The following is an 18,621-nucleotide window of genomic DNA, read 5'->3' as shown; positions in this document are numbered from 1 at the left end:
GCCCCGGACCTGCGGGGGACGTATGGACCGCGTCGAATCAGCCGTTACTGGCCGGTAATGTCTTGTGCGGGAATTCACACGGCGGGGGCCGAAGGGGGCCTACGCGACGGACTCGCCGCGCCGCTCCATGGCCTGCTGGTAGAGGCGGCCGGCGCGGTACGAGGAGCGGACCAGCGGGCCCGACATCACTCCGGAGAAGCCGATCTCGTCGGCCTCCTCCTTCAGCTCCACGAACTCCTGCGGCTTCACCCAGCGCTCCACGGGGTGGTGCCGCACGGACGGACGCAGGTACTGCGTGATGGTGATCAGCTCGCAGCCCGCCTCGTGCAGGTGCTGGAGCGCCTCGCTGATCTCCTCGCGGGTCTCGCCCATGCCGAGGATCAGGTTCGACTTCGTCACCAGGCCGTAGTCGCGCGCCTTGGTGATGACCTCGAGGGAGCGCTCGTAACGGAAGCCGGGGCGGATCCGCTTGAAGATCCGCGGCACGGTCTCGACGTTGTGCGCGAAGACCTCGGGGCGGGAGGCGAAGACCTCTTCGAGGAGCTCGGGGACCGCGTTGAAGTCGGGGGCGAGCAGCTCGACCTTCGTACGGCCGTCGGCGCGGCCCGCGGTCTGCTCGTGGATCTGGCGCACGGTCTCCGCGTACAGCCAGGCGCCGCCGTCCGCCAGGTCGTCGCGGGCGACGCCGGTGATGGTGGCGTAGTTCAGGTCCATCGTGACGACCGACTCGCCGACGCGGCGGGGCTCGTCGCGGTCCAGGGCCTCGGGCTTGCCCGTGTCGATCTGGCAGAAGTCGCAGCGCCGGGTGCACTGGTCACCGCCGATGAGGAAGGTCGCCTCGCGGTCCTCCCAGCATTCGAAGATGTTCGGACAGCCCGCTTCCTGGCAGACCGTGTGCAGGCCCTCGGTCTTCACCAGGCTCTGCATCTTGGTGTACTCGGGGCCCATCTTCGCCCGAGTCTTGATCCACTCGGGCTTGCGCTCGATGGGGGTCTGGCTGTTCCGGACCTCCAGGCGCAGCATCTTGCGTCCGTCGGGTGCGACTGCGGACACATCGGCTCCTGTAGCTTCGATTCTTCGGCGCACACCAGGGTACGCCCGTTGCTTCGTATGCCTTACGTCTGGCCAACCTCTGGCCATGACCCGGCATTCCCTAGGCGGTGGCCTTCTCCGCCTCGCGTTCGGCCGTACGTACGCCCTGGCCTGCGGATTCCGTGGCGGACCCGGCGCCGGACGGGGCCTCGGAGTCGGCGGGGCGCTCGACCGGACGCGGCTTGAGCTCCGCGTTCTCCAGTACGTCCCGCAGATGCCGCTCCGCCACCGGCAGGACCTCGGCGATGGTGATCTCCCGGCCAAGCTCGTTGGAGAGCGAGGTCACGCCCGCGTCGCGGATGCCGCACGGCACGATCCGGTCGAACCAGGTGTTGTCCGGGTTCACGTTCAGCGCGAAGCCGTGCATGGTGACGCCCTTGGCGACCCGGATGCCGATCGCCGCCAGCTTGCGGTCCTCGCGGCGCTGGCCGGCGTTGGAGGGCGCGTACTCGGGGCCGTTGAGCCGCGGGTCGAACTCCTCGTCGTGCAGCCGCGGGTCGAAGTCCAGCGACAAGCCGCCGAGCGCCGGGCGCTGCTCTGCGCTGTCGGTCGCGTCGCCGAGGACCCACACGCCGCTGCGGCCCTCGACCCGGGTGGTCTCCAGGCCGAACTCGGCGGCCGTACGGATCAGGGCCTCCTCGAGGCGGCGGACGTGCGCCACGACGTCGACCGGGCGAGGCAGCTTGAGGATCGGGTAGCCGACGAGCTGGCCGGGGCCGTGCCAGGTGATCTTGCCGCCGCGGTCCACGTCGACGACGGGCGTCCCGTCCAGGGGGCGCTCGCTGTCCTCCGTGCGCCGTCCCGCCGTGTAGACGGGCGGGTGCTCCAGGAGGAGGCAGGTGTCGGGGATCTCGTCGGCGAACCGTGCCGCGTGCACCTCGCGCTGCTTGTCCCAGGCCGTCCGGTACTCGACGGCTTGTTCGCCGAAGCCCAGACGGGCGAATCGCAGCTCACTCACGGCAACGCCTCCCTAGCAACTGCATGGTGCACATGTCGCGCCCCCGCCACTGTACGGCGGCGGTCACGCCGACGGTCGGGCAGGGCGGTCCGGCCCGGCCTCCGGCGACGGATTTCGCGGTGCCCGTCAGCGCCGCCCCCAATCCTCACACGATCGGATGAATGTGGGGCGAAGGTGGCGGTACGGACGTTGAGGGCAGCTAAATTCACGCCGTTCCATGAGGGCTGCAGCCCGGGCCCGGAAGGCAGGAGACCGCACAGCTGATGACGGAACGACCCCCGCAGCGCATCCCGAACCGCCAGCTCGCCGCGCTCATCGCCGAGGCTGGGTTCTCCAACGCGGGCCTGGCCAGAAGGGTGGACCAGCTCGGCCTGGAGCACGGGCTCGACCTCCGGTACGACAAGACGTCGGTGACCCGCTGGCTGCGCGGGCAGCAGCCGCGCGGCACGACACCCGCGCTGATCGCCGAGGTGTTCACCCGGCGCCTCGGCCGCCGGCTCTCCGCCCAGGACCTCGGTCTCGACGCGTGCGCCCCGGTCTACGCGGGCCTCGAATTCGCCGCGACCCCCGAGGAGGCGGTCGACATCGTCGGGGGCCTGTGGCGCAAGGACTCCGGCAGCCACGCCGAGCTGCGCAAGATCGCCTTCACCCCGGCCGGGCTGGTCGTGCCCAGCCGGGACTGGCTGATCGGCCGGCCCGACGACCGGGTGGGGCGCGGGGACCCCGGCCCGGCCGGGGTGCGGGTGCCGGCCCAGGGCCGCCCCTCCGTACCGCGCCAGCGCACCACCGACCGCGGCCCCGGTCAGCGGGTCTCCGGCGGTGACATCGCCGCCCTGCGCTCCGTCGGCGAGCTCTTCCGCACCCTCGACCACGCCTACGGCGGCGGCCACGCCCGCCAGGCCCTCGTCCGCTACCTGGAGCACGAGGCCGAGCCGATGCTGCGCGGCACGTACGGCGAGACGGTCGGGCGCCGGCTGTTCGCGGCGGCTGCCGATCTGACCCGGCTGGCCGGCTGGACCTCGTACGACATCGCCGCGCACGGCCTCGCGCAGCGCTACTTCGTCCAGGCGCTGAGGCTCTCCCAGGCCGCGGGGGACCGGGCGTACGGCTCGTACGTCCTGATCACCATGAGCCGCCAGGCCGTCTACCTCGGGCACGGGCGCGAGGCGGTCCAGCTGGCCCGGGTCGCCCAGCAGGGCGTCGGGTCGGCGGCCCCGCCCGTGGTCCAGGCGCTGCTGCACGCCGTGGAGGCGCGGGGCCACGGGGTCCTCGGTGAGGTACGGGCGTGCAGCGCGTCCCTGGCCCGCGCGGAGCGGGCCCTGGAGGCGGCGCGGCCCGGCGACGAGGTGCCGTACTGGGCGCGGAACTTCGACGAGGGGCAGCTCGCCGACGAGTTCGGCCACTGCCACCGCGATCTCCAGCAGTTCCGGGCGGCGGCGCAGCACGCGGAGCGGTCCCTGCAGCTGCGCTCACCCGCCTACGCGCGCAGCCGCCTCTTCTGCCGGGTCGTGCTCGCCACCGCCCGCCTCGGCCTCGGTGAGCTGGACCAGGCGTGCGCCCTGGGCGCGGAGGCGGCCCAGCAGGCCTCCGAGATGCGCTCGGCGCGCGCGGTGGAGTACGTCCGGGACTTCGAGCGCCGCCTGGAGCCGTACCGCGACGCGGCGGCGGTCCGCAGCTACCGGGACCGGGTGGCCGCGATCGGCTGACGGGGGTTTCAGCACCGTCGGGTGCCCCGGGCGCGGCGCGCGCCCGGGGCACCCGAGCGTCAGGCCGCCGCCTCCAGGGGCGTCGCCCCGTACCCCGCGCGGATGCCGAAGTCCCGCAGGACCGCGTGGGCCGCGCGGCGGGCGGAAAAGAGGGCGCCTTGGACGGTGCTGGTGTCGCGGTGGTCACCGCAGACGTAGAGGCCGTCGAGGAGGCGGACCGGGCGGCGGGGATCGTGCGGCGGGAGCATCGCCGGGACCGCCTCCGGGGCGTGGTGGACGTCGAGGAGCTCCCAGTCGTCGGTGGGGGAGCCGTACAGCCGGGCGAGCTGGGTGCGTACCCGGCGGTCCAGGTCCGGCGGGGGCGTCCCCAGGACGGTCGAGGTGATCAAGGCGCGGCCCTCGGGGGCGCGGGTCGGATCGACGGCACTCATCACCGCCGTGTGGGTCACCGGCTCCGACGGATCGGACGACAGCAGCAGCGCCGGCTCGGACAGCGGCGCGACCGGTGCCGTGTGATGCACCACCGTCACCGGGCGGAACGACGGCACCCGTAGCCCCGGCAGCAGCTCGGCGGCGGCGCGGGCGCCCGTCGCCAGGACCACCGACCGGCAGCCGAACTCGCCGTGCTCCTCCGTCGCCACCGAACTGATCGACGCCTCCCGCACCCGTACGCCCGTCTGCACCGTGCCCGGCGGCAGCGCCCGCGCGAGGAGCTCGGGCAGGGTCGCGGCGCCGCCCTCCGGTACGCACAGCCGGCCGCGCGCGAAGCCGCGCAGCGCGAGATCGGCGCACCGGCTGGAGGTGGACAGGTCCGGGTCGCACAGCAGCGCCGCCAACAGGGGCCGCAGGAACCCCTGGACCGTACGGGCCGGGAGCCGGGCGGACAGGGCCTCCCGGGCGGTCCGCTCCGGCCGGGCGAGCAGCCGCGCGGGCGGGATCGCCGCGAGCCGGGCCAGCGAGGCGCCGAGGCGGGCCTGGTCGAGCGAGCGCGGCGAACCGGCGAGGGCGCGGGCCACGGTGTAGGCGCCGCCCCGCAGCCCGTGCGGTGAGCCCCAGCGCGCCCCGCCGACCTCCCCGGTCCTGATGAGCCGTCCGTCGGCGTGCACCAGCACACCGGGCGAGAAGGTCCGCAGCGCTGTGCTGTTCAGGCCCGGCATGCGCAGCAGTTCCGGATACGAGGTGTTGAGCAACTGAGTGGTCCGGTCGAGCCGGAAGCCGTCCACCACCTCCGTGGCCATCCGCCCGCCCACCTGGGGCGCGGCCTCCAGGACGGTGACGGTGACGCCGGCGCTGGTCAGCTGATGCGCGGCCGACAGCCCCGCGATTCCGGCTCCGACAATGACGACATCCGTATGACGTGAGGTACTGAGCACGTGCCCCTCCCCGAGGTCGGCCCGGCTGGTGGGAGGCTCATGCCCCCAACAGGCCCCCGGAATGCCCGAGTTCGGATCGAGGGTAGAAAGGGGCGCCGGGTGTGGGGGTCGCGCGTAGCCGGGTCACCGGAGCACGGGGTCGCACGGGCGTACGGTTTCGGTCGTGGGGGCGGCCAGATCCGGTCGTGAGGGCGGTTCGGGTCGCCTTGGGTGTCCGGATGATGCTGTACACGGCATGCCGCGGGCATGCGCGGCTTCAGGTCGTGGTCAGGCGTGCGCCGCCGCCCGGATCGCGTCGTCGATCCGCGGGAACGCGAAGCTGAACCCGGACTCCAGCAGCCGTCCCGGCAGCACCCGCTGACTGCCCAGCACATCCTGGGCGAAGTCGCCGAGGGCGAGCCGCAGGGCGAACGGCGGGACCGTGAAGAGCGTCGGGCGGCGCAGGACGCGGCCCATCGCCGCGGTCACCTCGCGGTTGGTGACGGGTTCCGGGCCGGTGAGGTTCACGGGGCCGGTGAGGGTGTCGGTGTCGAGGATGTGGCGCAGCGCGGCGATCTCGTCGTGCAGCGCGATGAAGCTCCAGTACTGCTCCCCGGAGCCCATCCGGCCCCCGACGCCCGCCCGGAAGACGGGGAAGAGCCGCCCCCAGGCGCCGCCTTCGCGGGCCACGACCAGGCCCGTACGGGCGTACGCGACGCGGATGCCGGCCGCCTCGGCCGGGGCGGCGGCGGCCTCCCACTCCACGCAGACCGACGGCAGGAAGCCGTCGCCGGCCGGGGCGTCCTCGTTGACGGCCCGGCTGCCGGTGTCGCCGTAGTAGCCGAGCGCGGAGCCGCAGATCAGCACCTTCGGCGGGTCGGCGAGCGAGGCGGCGGCCTGGGCGATCGCGCGGGTGCCGAGGACCCGGCTGTCGCGGATCTCCCGCTTGTACGCCTCGGTCCACCGCCGCTCCCCGACGCCCGCGCCGGCCAGATGCACCACCGCGTCGCAGCCGACGAGACCGGCCGCGTCGACGTGCCCGCGCCGGGGATCCCACTCCACCTCGTCGCCGCCGCGGGCGGGCCTGCGTACCAGCCGCACCACGGAATGCCCGTCGGCGCGCAGGGAGCGCACGAGGGCGGAGCCGATGAGTCCGGACGAGCCGGTGACCGCGATACGCGAAGGCTGCATGGCCCCATCCTGCCCGCTGCGCCATTCCCGGCGCACGGAGGCCAGGCGGGCCGCCACCCCGTCCCCGCGTGCGGAGCGCGCGCCGCGCGGACGTCGGGGGCGGGCGGCCGCGGCGGCGGGTCGCCAGGGCGGGGCGCGGCCCGGCGACGCGGGCTCGGGCGGGCGCCGGACGGCGGGCCGGCGTCGACTGGCGCCTCGGTCCGGCGCCGGAGGCCGACGTCTAGGCAGCGACTGCTGGGGGGTGCGCCGCGCTGGGGGATGTCCGGGCCTGCTCGGGCGGGCGCCGGACGGCGGGCCGGTGTTCGGGTGACCGCCGGTCAGCCGCCTGGGGCCGGCCTACAAGTCCGGCGCCCCGGTGCGGGGCCCTGCTCGGCGTTCGGCCTGGTGATCGGGCTGGGCGCCCGGTCAGCCGCCACGGATGGGCCTCCGGGAACCGCCAGGGTCCGGTGTCCGGTCCGTCGTCCGCGCGGCGCCCGGTCTGGCCTCCGGGGCGTGCCCGGGGCAGCTACCCGAGGCCGGCGGCCGGTCCGTGTCCGTGCCCGCTACCCGCGTCCGGTGGCGGTCCGTGCCCGGGGGTAGCCACCCGTGTCCGGTGGCCGGGCCGTTACCGGTTCAGCGTCCGAGCTGCGCCCCGCCCAGGCGCCTGCTCGACGCCCCGGGCAGCCGATCGGGTTCGGCGTCCGGGCCGCACCGTCGGCCCGGGGCCCAGTGCCTGGGCCGTCGCCGGGCCGAGGCGCTCGGCCCCAGGGGCCAGTGTCCGGGCCGTCGCCCGCCTGACGCCCCGGCGCCCGCGCCAGCGGCCGTCCCCTCACGCGTCCGGGGTCAGCGGGCCCATGCCGCCCATCAGTTCGCGCAGGCAGCGCACCGCCAGGTCGGAGGGGGAGCCCGGGCCGGTGACCGGGGCGTCTGTTTGGGACCAGGTTTCGAGGGCGACGCGGATCGCGTCCGTGGCCGCCGCCGCGGCGAGGCGGATTTCCAGGGGGTCGGCGGAGGGGCCCGCCAGGGTGGCGACGACCGGGAGCAGTTTCTCCTCGGACTCCTGGTTCACGCGGTACCAGACCGCCCGCAGGGCGGGGTCCTCGGTCGCCGCGCGGAGCAGGACGCGGGTGCGGCGCAGGCCCTCGGCGGCGGCGTCGTCGCGGCCCGCGAGGGCCTCCGCGATGGAGGTCTCCAGAGCCGAGGGGACGGTCGAGCCCGGCGGGGCCGCGGCGAGGGAGTCGCGCCAGCGGTCCGCGCCGGCCGCCAGGAGCGGCGCGACCGCGTCCTGCTTGGAGCGGAAGTAGCGGTAGAAGGTGCGCAGCGCCACCCCCGCCCGCTGGGCGATCTCCTCGGCGGTGGTGCCGTCGGGACCCTGCTCGGTGAAGAGCTCCGCGGCGGCGCGCGCGATGTCGAGCTGGGTCGCGGCCTTGCGGCGCTCGGTCAGCGAGAGGGGCGGCGGGGGCGGCTGCTGGGTGCTCACCCGACAAAGCGTACGCACGTGCACGCCCGGCACGTCATGCAGAGGTGGCAAAACGTGCCACGAAGGCGTACCGTGTAGTGAGCAGCACCCGCACCGTCGCGAGAGGTCGTTGGACATGAACCGCTACGAAGGCCGCCGCGCCCTGATCACCGGCGCCGGATCCGGCATCGGCCAGGCCACCGTCCTGCGCCTGCTCGCCGAGGGCGGCCAGGTCGTCGCCGCGGATGTCAGCGAGGCGGGCCTCCAGGACACCGCAGAGCAGGCGGCCGCCGCGGGGCACGCCGACCGGCTCACCACCCTCGTCGTCGACATCGCCGACGAGACCTCCGTACGGCACGGCGTCGCCGCCGCCGTCTCCGCCCTCGGCGGCCTGGACGTCCTGGTCAACGCCGCCGGGATCCTGCGCTCCTCGCACACCCACGAGACGACCCTGGCCGACTTCAACCGGATCATCGCGGTCAATCTGACCGGTACGTTCCTGATGATCCGTGAGTCGATACCGGCCCTGCTGGAGGGGCAGGACGCGGCCGTCGTCAACTTCAGCTCCACCTCGGCGATGTTCGCGCACCCCTACATGGCGGCGTACGCGGCCAGCAAGGGCGGCATCCAGTCCATGACCCACGCGCTCGCGAGCGAGTACGCCCGCAAGGGCATCCGTTTCACCGCCGTCCAGCCCGGCTCCATCTCCTCCGGCATGACGGACGGCTCGGGCGCCAGCCGGGCGAGCGTCGGACCCGGCCTGCCCGCCGACGCCGACATGTCCCTGTTCATGAAGCTCGCGCCCGCCCTCGGCCAGGGCTTCGCCGGGCCCGAGACCGTGGCGGGTGTCGTCGCGATGCTGGCCGCCGCGGACGGCCGGTTCATCACCGGCACTGAGGTCCGGGTCGACGGCGGTACGCACTTCTGAGCACCGGCCGGCCCGCACCGGCCGGCCCGTAGTGACCGGCCCCTGACCCGGGCGGGCCGGGGAGAAGGACCGCCTCCCCACCCCGCCCGCCGGTCCGCCCCGCGGTGTACGCGGCCGGGGCGGACCGGATCCACCCCCTCCGCCGTCAGCGGGCGAACCGCTCCCACAACCGGGGGTAGCGGCTCGCCAGCGCCTCCTCGTCCTCCAGGTCGATCGCAGTGCCCTCCGGCTCCGCCGTCTGCGGCGCGATCCCCAGGTCCGGCGCCACCACCCCGGTCAGCTGCTCGTACGCCTCGTCCGCGGCGAAACCGAGCTCCTCCCCGTCGCCGTCGATCTCCTCGTCGAAGTCGTCAAGGAGCTCCGCCAGCGCGTCCGGGTCGTGCACCGCTCCTTCGAAGACCTCCCGGCCCTGGCCGATCAGCCAGCAGCGGAAGTAGTCGAAGACGTCGTCACCGGCCCCGTCGAGCAGCACCGCCGCCGCTCCCCACAGGTCCCAGCGGTACGCCCGGTTGTAGCGGGACTCGAAGTGCCGGGCGAAGTCGAGCACGGAGTCCGGATCGAGCTGAAGCAGCCGCTCCACGAGCAGATCCGCCTGCTCCTCGGGGTCGCCCTCGGCCGCCTCACGGGCGCTGTCCACGATCTCCCAGAACTCCGTCTCGTCCATCACGGGACCAGCATCGGGCCTCGCGCAGGGCCGCGCACGTGGAGCAGCCGAAATGAAACCGGACAGCAGATGTCGGGTATTCATGTGACCGTCGACATATGACGACCGAAAACACCACGCAGCAGCCTCTCGCCGGCCGGATCGCGCTGGTCGCGGGCGCGACCCGGGGCGCGGGCCGCGCCATCGCCGTCCAGCTCGGCGCGGCCGGGGCGACCGTCTACGTCACCGGCCGGACCACCCGTACGAAGGTCAGTGAAGTCGGCCGGACGACCGAGACCATCGAGGAGACCGCCGAACTCGTCACGGCGGCCGGCGGCGAGGGAATCGCCGTCCCCACCGACCATCTGGAGATCGATCAGGTGCGGGCGCTCGTCGAACGGATCGACACCGAGCAGAGCCGGCTGGACATCCTCGTCAACGACATCTGGGGCGGCGAGCACCTCCTCGTCCCCGCCTTCGGCAAGAAGATCTGGGAGACCGACCTCGACAGCGGGCTGCGGATGCTGGAGCTGGGGGTGAAGACCCATGTCATCACCAGCGCGGTGGCCCTCCCGCTGCTGATCCGCAACGAGGGCGGGCTGCTCGTGGAGGTGACGGACGGGACGGCCGAGTACAACACCCGCTTCCGCGAGAACTTCTTCTACGACCTCACCAAATACGCGCCGATCCGGATGGCGTTCGCGCTCTCTCACGACCTGAAGGCGGTGGGCGGGACGGCGGTGTCGGTCACACCGGGGTGGCTGCGCTCCGAACAGATGCTGGACCACTTCGGGGTGACCGAGGCGAACTGGCGCGACGCGACCGAGAAACTCCCCGACTTCGCGGTCGCCGAGTCCCCCGTCTATGTCGGCCGCGCCGTCGCCGCCCTCGCCGCGGACCCTGACCGGGCGCGCTGGAACGGGCAGTCGCTCTCCAGCGGCCGGCTGGCCAAGGAGTACGGCTTCACGGACGCCGACGGTTCGCAGCCGGATGCCTGGGGCTTCATCATCGCCAAGGAGGCCGGCCAGGACGTGGACGTGGCGGACTACCGGTAGAGCGCCGCCAGGCCCTCGGCCGCCGCCGCGAAACGGGACCTCAGCGACTTCGGCCGGAGCACCTCCGCCTCCGGGCCGAGCGCGAGCAGCTGGGTGAAGGCGACCTCCTCGCTCTCCACCAGGAGCGTCGCCGTCGTCCAGCCCTCGGCGTCCGTCGCACCGGCCGCCAGCGCCTCCTCGGCCGCCGCGCGGTCCGTCACGTACGGCAGCCGGCGCGCCCCCGCCGGCGAGAGCCGCAGCACGACCTCGGCGCGCAGGATCGAGCGCGCGAACTCCGCCGCCCGCTCGGCCCAGTAGGCCGGCAGGTCGAACGCCTCGTCCCGGACGTAACGCTCCTCGCCGAGCGCGACCGCCGTGAAGCGGTCCACCCGGTACGTACGGAAGGCCGCGCCCGAGCGTGCGCACAGGTACCAGACGCCCGCCTTCAGAACGAGCCCGTACGGCGCGAGCTCCCGCTCCACCTCGGTCTCCCCGCGCCGGTAGCGGGCCGAGATCATCCGGTCGTCCCAGACCGCCTCCGCGATCGGCGCGAGGAACGACGGCGTCTCGGGCTCCTGGTACCACCCCGGCGCGTCAAGCAGGAAGCGCTGCGCGGCCGACTCCGGGGCGTCCCGCAGCGACGGCAGCAGCGCCGCCGACACCTTCAGCCGGGCCGCGGAGGCCGCGTCCTGAAGCCCCATGTCCCGCAGTGCACCCGGCAGCCCGGACAGGAACAACGCCTCCGCCTCGCCGCGGGCCAGGCCCGTCAGCCGAGTGCGGTAGCCGCCGACGAGCCGGTAGCCACCCGCCCTGCCCCGGTCCGCATACACCGGAACCCCCGCCTCCGAGAGGGCGAGGGCATCACGGGTGATGGTGCGTTCGGACACCTCCAGCTCCGCGGCGAGTTCCCCGGCCGTCATCGACGGACGGGACTGGAGCAGAAGCACCATCTTGATGAGGCGAGCGGCACGCATGAGTCCATCATGCGTGCCGCCCCTTTTTTTGAGGCTCGGTTTGCCTCCGGGCGCCTTGAGCGTGCGTCGACGGTCGATCGTGCTCGGCTGCTCGTTCCTCGCAGCCTCCGCGCGTTCTCCCTTTCGACACCCGCGGCGCCCTTCGGCTCACTCGCCGACGGTCATGTCACAGGCCGTAGCGCTCGCGCGCCTCCTTCACGGACGAGGCCGGGGCCTCGCCGCGGCGGGCCAGCTGGGCCAGCGCCGCGACGACGATCGACTGCGCGTCGACACCGAAGTGGCGGCGGGCCGCCTCGCGGGTGTCCGACAGGCCGAAGCCGTCGGCGCCCAGCGACGAGTAGTCCTGCTCGACCCACTGCGCGATCTGGTCCGGGACCTGGCGCATGTAGTCGGTCACGGCCAGCACCGGCGACTCGACGCCCTCCAGGGCCGTACGGATGTACGGCACCCGCTCCTCGCCGCGCAGCAGCGCCGCGTCCGCCTCCAGGGCGTCACGCCGCAGCTCCGTCCAGGAGGTCGCGGACCACACGTCGGCGGCCACGCCCCACTCGGCGGCCAGCAGCTTCTGCGCCTCCAGGGCCCAGTGGATGGCCGTGCCGGAGCTGAGCAGCTGGATGCGTCCGGCGTTCGCCGGCACGTCCAGACCGGCCGACTCCGCGGTGTTGAAGCGGTACAGGCCCTTGATGATGCCCTCGTCCACGCCCTCGGGCTTGGCCGGCTGCGGCATCGGCTCGTTGTAGACGGTGAGGTAGTAGAAGACGTTCGGGTCCTCGCCCGGGGCCGCCTCGCCGTACATCCGGCGCAGACCGTCCTTGACGATCGCCGCGATCTCGTAGGCGAACGCCGGGTCGTAGGTGAGCGCCGCCGGGTTGGTCGCCGCGATCATCGGGGAGTGGCCGTCCGCGTGCTGCAGGCCCTCACCGGTGAGCGTCGTACGGCCCGCGGTCGCGCCCACCAGGAAGCCGCGGCCCAGCTGGTCGCCGAGCTGCCACATCTGGTCGGCCGTGCGCTGCCAGCCGAACATCGAGTAGAAGATGTAGAACGGGATCATCGCCTCGCCGTGCGTCGCGTACGCGGTGGACGCGGCGATGAAGTCGGCCATCGAACCGGCCTCGGTGATCCCCTCGTTGAGGATCTGGCCGTTGACGGCCTCCTTGTAATACATGAGCTGGTCGCGGTCGACCGGCTCGTACGTCTGCCCCTTGGGGGAGTAGATGCCGAGCGACGGGAAGAGCGACTCCATGCCGAAGGTGCGGGCCTCGTCCGGGACGATCGGCACCCAGCGCTTGCCGGTCTCCTTGTCGCGGACCAGGTCCTTGACGAGCCGGACGAACGCCATGGTCGTGGCGACCGACTGGGAGCCGGAGCCCTTGTCGAAGGCGGCGAACGCCTTGTCGGCCGGGGCGGGCAGCGGGGCCAGCGGGTGCGTACGGCGGGCCGGGGCCGGGCCGCCGAGCGCCGCGCGGCGCTCCTGGAGGTAGCGGACCTCCGGGGCGTCGGCGCCCGGGTGGCCGTAGGGCACCACACCGTCGACGAACTGCGCGTCCGAGATCGGCAGCTCCAGCAGGTCACGCATGGCCTTGAACTCGTCCACCGAGAGCTTCTTCATCTGGTGGTTCGCGTTCTTGGAGGCGAAGCCCTCGCCGAGGGTGAAGCCCTTCACGGTCTGCGCGAGGATCACCGTCGGGGCGCCCTTGTGCTCCAGGGCGGCCTTGTACGCGGCGTACACCTTGCGCGGCTCGTGGCCACCGCGCGAGAGGTGGAAGCACTCGAGGATCTTGTCGTCGCTCAGCAGCTTCGCCATCTCGACGAGCGCCGGGTCGGCGCCGAAGAAGTCCTGGCGTATGTAGGCGGCGTCGCGGGTCTGGTACGTCTGGACCTGGGCGTCCGGCACCTCACGCAGGCGGCGGACCAGGGCGCCGGTGGTGTCGAGCTGGAACAGCTCGTCCCAGGCGTTGCCCCACAGCGACTTCACGACGTTCCAGCCGGCGCCGCGGAACTGCGCCTCCAGCTCCTGCACGATCTTGAAGTTGGCGCGGACCGGGCCGTCGAGGCGCTGCAGGTTGCAGTTGATGACGAAGGTCAGATTGTCCAGGCCCTCGCGGGAGGCCAGGGCGAGAGCCGCCGTCGACTCGGGCTCGTCCATCTCGCCGTCGCCGAGGAACGCCCACACGTGCGAGGCGGAAACGTCCTTGATGCCGCGGTTGGTGAGGTAGCGGTTGAACCGCGCCTGGTAGATGGCGGAGAGGGGACCGAGACCCATGGAGACGGTCGGGAACTCCCACAGCCAGGGCAGACGGCGCGGGTGCGGGTAGGAGGGGAGGCCGTTGCCGCCCGACTCCTGGCGGAAGTTGTCGAGGTGGGCCTCGGTCAGGCGGCCGTCGAGGAAGGCGCGGGCGTAGATGCCGGGGGAGGCGTGGCCCTGGATGTACAGCTGGTCGCCGGAGCCGTCGCCCTCCTTCCCGCGGAAGAAGTGGTTGAAGCCGGTCTCGTAGAGCCAGGCCGCGGACGCGAAGGTCGCGATGTGGCCGCCGACACCGTGCTTGGCACCGCGGCTGACCATCGCGGCCGCGTTCCAGCGGTTCCACGCGGTGATCTTCCGCTCTATCTCCTCGTCGCCGCCGTGCGAGGGCTCGGCGGCGGTGGGGATGGTGTTGACGTAGTCGGTCTCCAGCAGCTTGGGCAGGTCGACACCGTCGACGCCCTCGGCGTGCTGGAGGGTGCGGCGCATCAGGTAGGCGGCCCGGTGCGGGCCGGCGGCCTTGGTGACGGCGTCGAGGGAGGCCGCCCACTCGGCGGTCTCCTCGGTGTCACGGTCCGGGAGCTGGTCGAGCTCGCTCGGAATCTTGCCTACGGGATCGGTCATGATCGCCGCCTTCCGGACAGGATGGGGGTGGAGAAAAGGCCATGTCTGGCAGGACAGGGCGGGGGCCGGGGTGCGGCCCGCCGTCGACTGTAAATGGCTGATCGATGATCGATCAAAGGGAGATGGCCAAAAACTTCTCCGTACAACGAAATTGGCATTCCGTGCCTCGAAAGAGGGCACCGGGTGCCGCGACGAATCGGTCTAAATCAGGCGCGCGGGGCACACCCGAGAACGTGCTCCTTCACCAGAGCGCCGATCCTCGGATCGCGTCGCCGGAACGCGTCGACCAGCTCCTGGTGCTCCTCGGCGTACGACTTCTGCACCGTGCCGAGCCAGCGGATCGACAGGGCCGTGAAGACCTCGATCCCCAGCCCCTCCCACGTGTGCAGCAGGACGCTGTTCCCGGCCGCCTTCACCAGCTCACGGTGGAAGGCCACCGTGTGGCGCACCTGCGCCGTGCCGTCCGCGGCCCGGTCGGCCTCGTACAGGGCCGCCACATGCGGCTCCAGGGCCGAGCAGTCGTCCGCGAGCCGGCCGGCCGCGAGCTCGGCGGCGATCTGCTCCAGACCGGCCCGGACGGGGTAGCTCTCCTCCAGGTCGGCCGCGGTGAGATTGCGGACCCGTACGCCCTTGTTGGGCGCGGACTCGATCAGCCGCAGCGACTCCAGCTCGCGCAGCGCCTCCCGTACGGGCGTCTGGCTGACCTCCAACTCGGTGGCGATCCGCCGCTCGACGATCCGCTCGCCCGGCTTCCAGCGCCCGCTCACAATGCCCTCCACGATGTGCTCGCGGATCTGTTCGCGCAGCGAGTGGACGACGGGCATGGTCATGGGCGCTCCCTCAAACCAGTGGACAGTGAAGACAATACGGCGGCGCCCCCGTCCGAAAGTACTCCCGGACGGGGGCGCCGCTGGTGAGGCTGGTTACAGCCGAGTAGCTCAGAGGCCGAGCTCGACCTCGAACTCACCGGCCTCCAGGATCCCCTTGACCGCGGTCAGGTAGCGGGCGGCGTCGGCGCCGTCCACCAGACGGTGGTCGTAGGAGAGCGTCAGGTACGTCATGTCCCGGACGCCGATGACGGTGCCCTCGGCGGTCTCGATGACCGCCGGACGCTTGACCGTGGCACCGATGCCCAGGATCGCGACCTGGTTCGGCGGCACGATGATCGTGTCGAACAGCGCACCGCGCGAGCCGGTGTTGCTGATGGTGAAGGTCGCACCGGCCAGCTCGTCCGGCGTGATCTTGTTGCCGCGGACCTTGCCCGCCAGGTCGGCGGTGGCCTTGGCGATACCGGCGATGTTCAGGTCGCCCGCGCCCTTGATGACCGGCGTCATCAGACCCTTCTCGGAGTCCACGGCGATGCCGATGTTCTCCGAGTCGAAGTACGTGATGGTGCCCTCGTCCTCGTTGATCCGGGCGTTGATGACCGGGTGGGCCTTCAGCGCCTGGGCCGCGGCCTTGACGAAGAACGGCATCGGGGACAGCTTGACGCCCTCACGGGCGGCGAAGGAGTCCTTGGCCTGGCCGCGCAGCTTCATCAGCTTGGTGATGTCGACCTCGACGACCGAGGACAGCTGGGCCTGGCCGTGCAGCGCCTTCATCATGTTGTCGCCGATGACCTTGCGCATGCGGGTCATCTTGACCGTCTGGCCGCGGAGGGGGGAGACCTCCAGGGCCGGGGCCTTCTTGGCGGCAGCGGGAGCGGCGGCGACCGGCGCCGGGGCGGCGACGGCAGCCTTCGCGGCCTCGGCGGCGGCGAGGACGTCCTGCTTGCGGATGCGGCCACCGACGCCGGTGCCCTTGACGGCCGCGAGGTCGACGCCGTTCTCGGCGGCGAGCTTGCGGACCAGCGGGGTCACGTACGCGCCGTCCTCGGCCGGAGCCGGGGTGACCGGAGCGGGAGCCGGGGCGGCCGGGGCGGCCTGGACCGGAGCCGGAGCCGGAGCCGGGGCGGCCGGGGCGGCAGGCGCCGGGGCAGGAGCGGCCGGGGCCGGGGCCGGGGCGGCAGCGGGAGCCGGGGCCGGGGCAGCGGCGGGAGCCGGGGCGGCCGGGGCCGGGGCAGCGGCGGGAGCCGCACCCGGGGCGCCGATCACGGCCAGCTTGGCGCCGACCTCGGCAGTCTCGTCCTCGGCGACGGTGATCTCCAGGAGAACACCGGAGACCGGGGCCGGGATCTCGGTGTCGACCTTGTCGGTCGAGACCTCGAGCAGCGGCTCGTCGGCCTCGACGGACTCGCCGACCTCCTTGAGCCAGCGGGTGACGGTGCCCTCGGTGACCGACTCGCCCAGGGCGGGCAGGACGACCTCGGTACCGGAGGCGCCACCGGCCGGCGCGGCCGGAGCCTCGGCGGCGGCCGGAGCCGGGGCGGCGGGGGCCTCGGCGGCGGGCGCCGGGGTGGGCTCGGCGGCGGGGGCCGGAGCCTCCTCGGCAGCCGGGGCCGGAGCGGCCGCGGGGGCGCCGCTGCCGTCGTCGATGACGGCCAGCTCGGCGCCGACCTCGACGGTCTCGTCCTCGGCGACCTTGATGGAGGCCAGGACACCCGAGGCCGGGGCCGGGATCTCGGTGTCGACCTTGTCGGTCGAGACCTCGAGCAGCGGCTCGTCGGCCTCGACACGCTCACCCTCGGCCTTCAGCCAGCGGGTGACGGTGCCCTCGGTGACGCTCTCGCCGAGCGCCGGCAGGGTTACGGAAACCGGCATGGTTTCAGTTGCTCCTAACGAATTGCGGAATGTGGTCGTCGCGCCCTGGGCCGAGGGGCTCAGTCGTGGGAGTGGAGGGGCTTGCCGGCGAGGGCCAGGTGCGCCTCGCCGAGCGCCTCGTTCTGCGTCGGGTGGGCGTGGATGAGCTGCGCGACCTCGGCCGGCAGCGCCTCCCAGTTGTAGATCAGCTGCGCTTCGCCGACCTGCTCGCCCATGCGGTCACCGACCATGTGGACGCCGACCACGGCACCGTCCTTGACCTGGACGAGCTTGATCTCGCCCGCGGTCTTGAGGATCTTGCTCTTGCCGTTGCCCGCGAGGTTGTACTTCAGGGCGACGACCTTGTCTGCGCCGTAGATCTCCTTGGCCTTGGCCTCGGTGATACCGACGGAGGCGACCTCGGGGTGGCAGTACGTCACCCGGGGCACGCCGTCGTAGTCGATCGGAACGGTCTTCAGACCGGCCAGACGCTCCGCGACCAGCATGCCCTCGGCGAAGCCGACGTGCGCGAGCTGGAGGGTCGGGACGAGGTCGCCCACGGCCGAGATCGTCGGCACGTTGGTACGCATGTACTCGTCGACCAGGACGTAGCCGCGGTCCATCGCGACGCCCTGCTCCTCGTAACCGAGGCCGGCCGAGACCGGGCCGCGGCCGATGGCGACGAGCAGCACCTCGGCCTCGAAGGTCTTGCCGTCGGCGAGGGTGACCTTGACGCCGCTGTCGGTGTACTCGGCGGACTGGAAGAAGGTGCCGAGGTTGAACTTGATGCCGCGCTTGCGGAACGCGCGCTCAAGAAGCTTCGAGCTGTTCTCGTCCTCGACCGGGACGAGGTGCTTCAGGCCCTCGATGACGGTGACGTCGGTGCCGAAGGACTTCCACGCGGAGGCGAACTCGACGCCGATGACGCCGCCGCCGAGGATGATCGCGGACTCCGGGACCCGGTCCAGGGTCAGCGCGTGGTCCGAGGAGATGATGCGGTTGCCGTCGATCTCCAGACCCGGCAGCGACTTCGGCACGGAACCGGTCGCGAGGAGGACGTGGCGGCCCTCGACACGCTGGCCGTTGACGTCGACGGAGGTCGGGGAAGAGAGACGTCCCTCACCCTCGATGTATGTCACCTTGCGGGAGGCGACGAGTCCCTGGAGGCCCTTGTAGAGGCCCGAGATCACGTCGTCCTTGTACTTGTGGACGGCCTTGATGTCGATGCCCTCGAAGGTGGCCTTCACACCGAACTGGTCGGCCTCGCGAGCCTGGTCCGCGACCTCACCGGCGTGGAGCAGGGCCTTGGTGGGGATGCAGCCGTTGTGCAGGCAGGTGCCGCCGAGCTTGTTCTTCTCGATCAGTGCGACGTCCAGGCCCAGCTGCGCTCCGCGCAGCGCCGCGGCGTAGCCGCCGCTGCCACCGCCGAGGATCACTAGGTCGAAAACGGTGCTGGCGTCGTTCGCCACGTCACGTCCTCCATGCATGTGCGCCGGTCGCCGGTCCTCGATGACCGGGCGGGCGGCTGGTGTGCGGCCGCTGATTCTTCGGCCCTGTGGTGGGGGCCCTGTCCTGCCGGTCACCCATCTTCGCACTTGTTGCCGGAAGAGGAGACGCGGGGCCGGGGTCTGAGACGGCTGATCGTCCGTGTCCGGCGGTTACCGGAGCGTACGAACGTACGGATTTCGTTGCGGGCGAAACCGCCGGGACGGCCCCGGGCCAGGATGCCCGGGGCCGTCCACCGCCTTTTTGAGGCTCGGC

The 18,621-nt window shown here is 72.6% G+C and carries 14 protein-coding genes; 3 read left to right on the top strand and 11 right to left on the bottom strand.

Features of this window, described 5'->3' with window-relative positions:
• Nucleotides 1–99 precede the first annotated feature (99 nt).
• The gene (gene lipA / locus ACZ7LT_RS02100; protein WP_471232925.1) at nucleotides 100–1,053 is read right to left on the bottom strand and encodes a lipoyl synthase; all 954 of its coding nucleotides are present in this window, start codon (nucleotides 1,051–1,053) and stop codon (nucleotides 100–102) included.
• Nucleotides 1,054–1,153: 100 nt separating this feature from the next.
• A complete protein-coding gene (gene lipB, locus ACZ7LT_RS02095) occupies nucleotides 1,154–2,050 on the bottom strand; it encodes a lipoyl(octanoyl) transferase LipB (RefSeq protein WP_471232924.1) in 897 nt (298 codons plus the stop codon).
• Between the two features lie 263 nt (nucleotides 2,051–2,313).
• Between lipB and ACZ7LT_RS02090 the strand changes: the two genes are divergently transcribed.
• Nucleotides 2,314–3,756 (top strand): regulator, encoded by a 1,443-nt coding sequence (locus tag ACZ7LT_RS02090; protein WP_471232923.1) that lies wholly within the window; start codon nucleotides 2,314–2,316, stop codon nucleotides 3,754–3,756.
• 59 nt (nucleotides 3,757–3,815) lie between these two features.
• Here ACZ7LT_RS02090 and ACZ7LT_RS02085 read toward each other — a convergent pair whose 3' ends face one another.
• From ACZ7LT_RS02085 to ACZ7LT_RS02075, 3 genes are all read right to left on the bottom strand, one after another.
• The gene (locus tag ACZ7LT_RS02085; RefSeq protein ID WP_471232921.1) at nucleotides 3,816–5,129 is read right to left on the bottom strand and encodes an NAD(P)/FAD-dependent oxidoreductase; all 1,314 of its coding nucleotides are present in this window, start codon (nucleotides 5,127–5,129) and stop codon (nucleotides 3,816–3,818) included.
• A 267-nt stretch (nucleotides 5,130–5,396) separates the two neighbouring features.
• On the bottom strand, nucleotides 5,397–6,299 hold the full coding sequence (locus ACZ7LT_RS02080) for a TIGR01777 family oxidoreductase (RefSeq protein WP_471232919.1): 903 nt from the start codon (nucleotides 6,297–6,299) through the stop codon (nucleotides 5,397–5,399).
• An 808-nt stretch (nucleotides 6,300–7,107) separates the two neighbouring features.
• Entirely contained in the window at nucleotides 7,108–7,758 is a 651-nt protein-coding gene (locus ACZ7LT_RS02075) for a TetR/AcrR family transcriptional regulator (RefSeq protein WP_471232917.1), read from the bottom strand.
• 115 nt (nucleotides 7,759–7,873) lie between these two features.
• Here ACZ7LT_RS02075 and ACZ7LT_RS02070 point away from each other — a divergent pair, with 115 nt between their 5' ends.
• Nucleotides 7,874–8,665: an SDR family NAD(P)-dependent oxidoreductase gene (locus ACZ7LT_RS02070; RefSeq protein WP_471232915.1), complete on the top strand. Its 792-nt coding sequence runs from the start codon at nucleotides 7,874–7,876 to the stop codon at nucleotides 8,663–8,665.
• 145 nt (nucleotides 8,666–8,810) lie between these two features.
• On the opposite strand, the gene ACZ7LT_RS02065 is transcribed toward ACZ7LT_RS02070, so the two are convergent.
• A complete protein-coding gene (locus tag ACZ7LT_RS02065) occupies nucleotides 8,811–9,329 on the bottom strand; it encodes a DUF4240 domain-containing protein (protein WP_471234762.1) in 519 nt (172 codons plus the stop codon).
• Between the two features lie 98 nt (nucleotides 9,330–9,427).
• Here ACZ7LT_RS02065 and ACZ7LT_RS02060 point away from each other — a divergent pair, with 98 nt between their 5' ends.
• The gene (locus ACZ7LT_RS02060) at nucleotides 9,428–10,363 is read left to right on the top strand and encodes an SDR family oxidoreductase (RefSeq protein WP_471232913.1); all 936 of its coding nucleotides are present in this window, start codon (nucleotides 9,428–9,430) and stop codon (nucleotides 10,361–10,363) included.
• On the opposite strand, the gene ACZ7LT_RS02055 is transcribed toward ACZ7LT_RS02060, so the two are convergent.
• The 5 genes from ACZ7LT_RS02055 to lpdA form a co-directional block, all read right to left on the bottom strand.
• Nucleotides 10,354–11,316: a helix-turn-helix transcriptional regulator gene (locus ACZ7LT_RS02055; RefSeq protein ID WP_471232911.1), complete on the bottom strand. Its 963-nt coding sequence runs from the start codon at nucleotides 11,314–11,316 to the stop codon at nucleotides 10,354–10,356. The two genes, ACZ7LT_RS02060 and ACZ7LT_RS02055, sit on opposite strands and share 10 nt — an antisense overlap.
• 166 nt (nucleotides 11,317–11,482) lie before the next feature.
• Nucleotides 11,483–14,182 (bottom strand): pyruvate dehydrogenase (acetyl-transferring), homodimeric type, encoded by a 2,700-nt coding sequence (aceE, locus tag ACZ7LT_RS02050; RefSeq protein WP_471232909.1) that lies wholly within the window; start codon nucleotides 14,180–14,182, stop codon nucleotides 11,483–11,485.
• A 206-nt stretch (nucleotides 14,183–14,388) separates the two neighbouring features.
• Complete coding sequence (locus ACZ7LT_RS02045; protein WP_019885677.1) at nucleotides 14,389–15,012, bottom strand: GntR family transcriptional regulator; 624 nt, start codon at nucleotides 15,010–15,012, stop codon at nucleotides 14,389–14,391.
• 108 nt (nucleotides 15,013–15,120) lie between these two features.
• On the bottom strand, nucleotides 15,121–16,881 hold the full coding sequence (sucB, locus tag ACZ7LT_RS02040; RefSeq protein WP_471232908.1) for a 2-oxoglutarate dehydrogenase, E2 component, dihydrolipoamide succinyltransferase: 1,761 nt from the start codon (nucleotides 16,879–16,881) through the stop codon (nucleotides 15,121–15,123).
• Between the two features lie 59 nt (nucleotides 16,882–16,940).
• Nucleotides 16,941–18,329, bottom strand: a complete 1,389-nt coding sequence (gene lpdA / locus ACZ7LT_RS02035) for a dihydrolipoyl dehydrogenase (RefSeq protein WP_471232906.1) — start codon at nucleotides 18,327–18,329, stop codon at nucleotides 16,941–16,943.
• Nucleotides 18,330–18,621: the final 292 nt, after the last annotated feature.

The organism is Streptomyces sp. NPDC039465, assembly GCF_055639315.1.
The sequence above is the reverse complement of the archived record's forward strand: the minus strand, read 5'-3'. Positions and strand labels throughout refer to the sequence as shown.

Excerpts from the sequence above, each read along its gene's own strand:
- ACZ7LT_RS02090 (WP_471232923.1), top strand. The coding sequence starts at position 2,314 with ATGACGGAACGACCCCCGCAGCGCATCCCGAACCGCCAGCTCGCCGCG.
- ACZ7LT_RS02080 (WP_471232919.1), bottom strand. The coding sequence starts at position 6,299 with ATGCAGCCTTCGCGTATCGCGGTCACCGGCTCGTCCGGACTCATCGGC.
- ACZ7LT_RS02070 (WP_471232915.1), top strand. The coding sequence starts at position 7,874 with ATGAACCGCTACGAAGGCCGCCGCGCCCTGATCACCGGCGCCGGATCC.
- ACZ7LT_RS02065 (WP_471234762.1), bottom strand. The coding sequence starts at position 9,329 with ATGGACGAGACGGAGTTCTGGGAGATCGTGGACAGCGCCCGTGAGGCG.
- ACZ7LT_RS02060 (WP_471232913.1), top strand. The coding sequence starts at position 9,428 with ATGACGACCGAAAACACCACGCAGCAGCCTCTCGCCGGCCGGATCGCG.
- ACZ7LT_RS02055 (WP_471232911.1), bottom strand. The coding sequence starts at position 11,316 with ATGCGTGCCGCTCGCCTCATCAAGATGGTGCTTCTGCTCCAGTCCCGT.
- aceE (WP_471232909.1), bottom strand. The coding sequence starts at position 14,182 with ATGACCGATCCCGTAGGCAAGATTCCGAGCGAGCTCGACCAGCTCCCG.
- ACZ7LT_RS02045 (WP_019885677.1), bottom strand. The coding sequence starts at position 15,012 with ATGACCATGCCCGTCGTCCACTCGCTGCGCGAACAGATCCGCGAGCAC.
- sucB (WP_471232908.1), bottom strand. The coding sequence starts at position 16,881 with ATGCCGGTTTCCGTAACCCTGCCGGCGCTCGGCGAGAGCGTCACCGAG.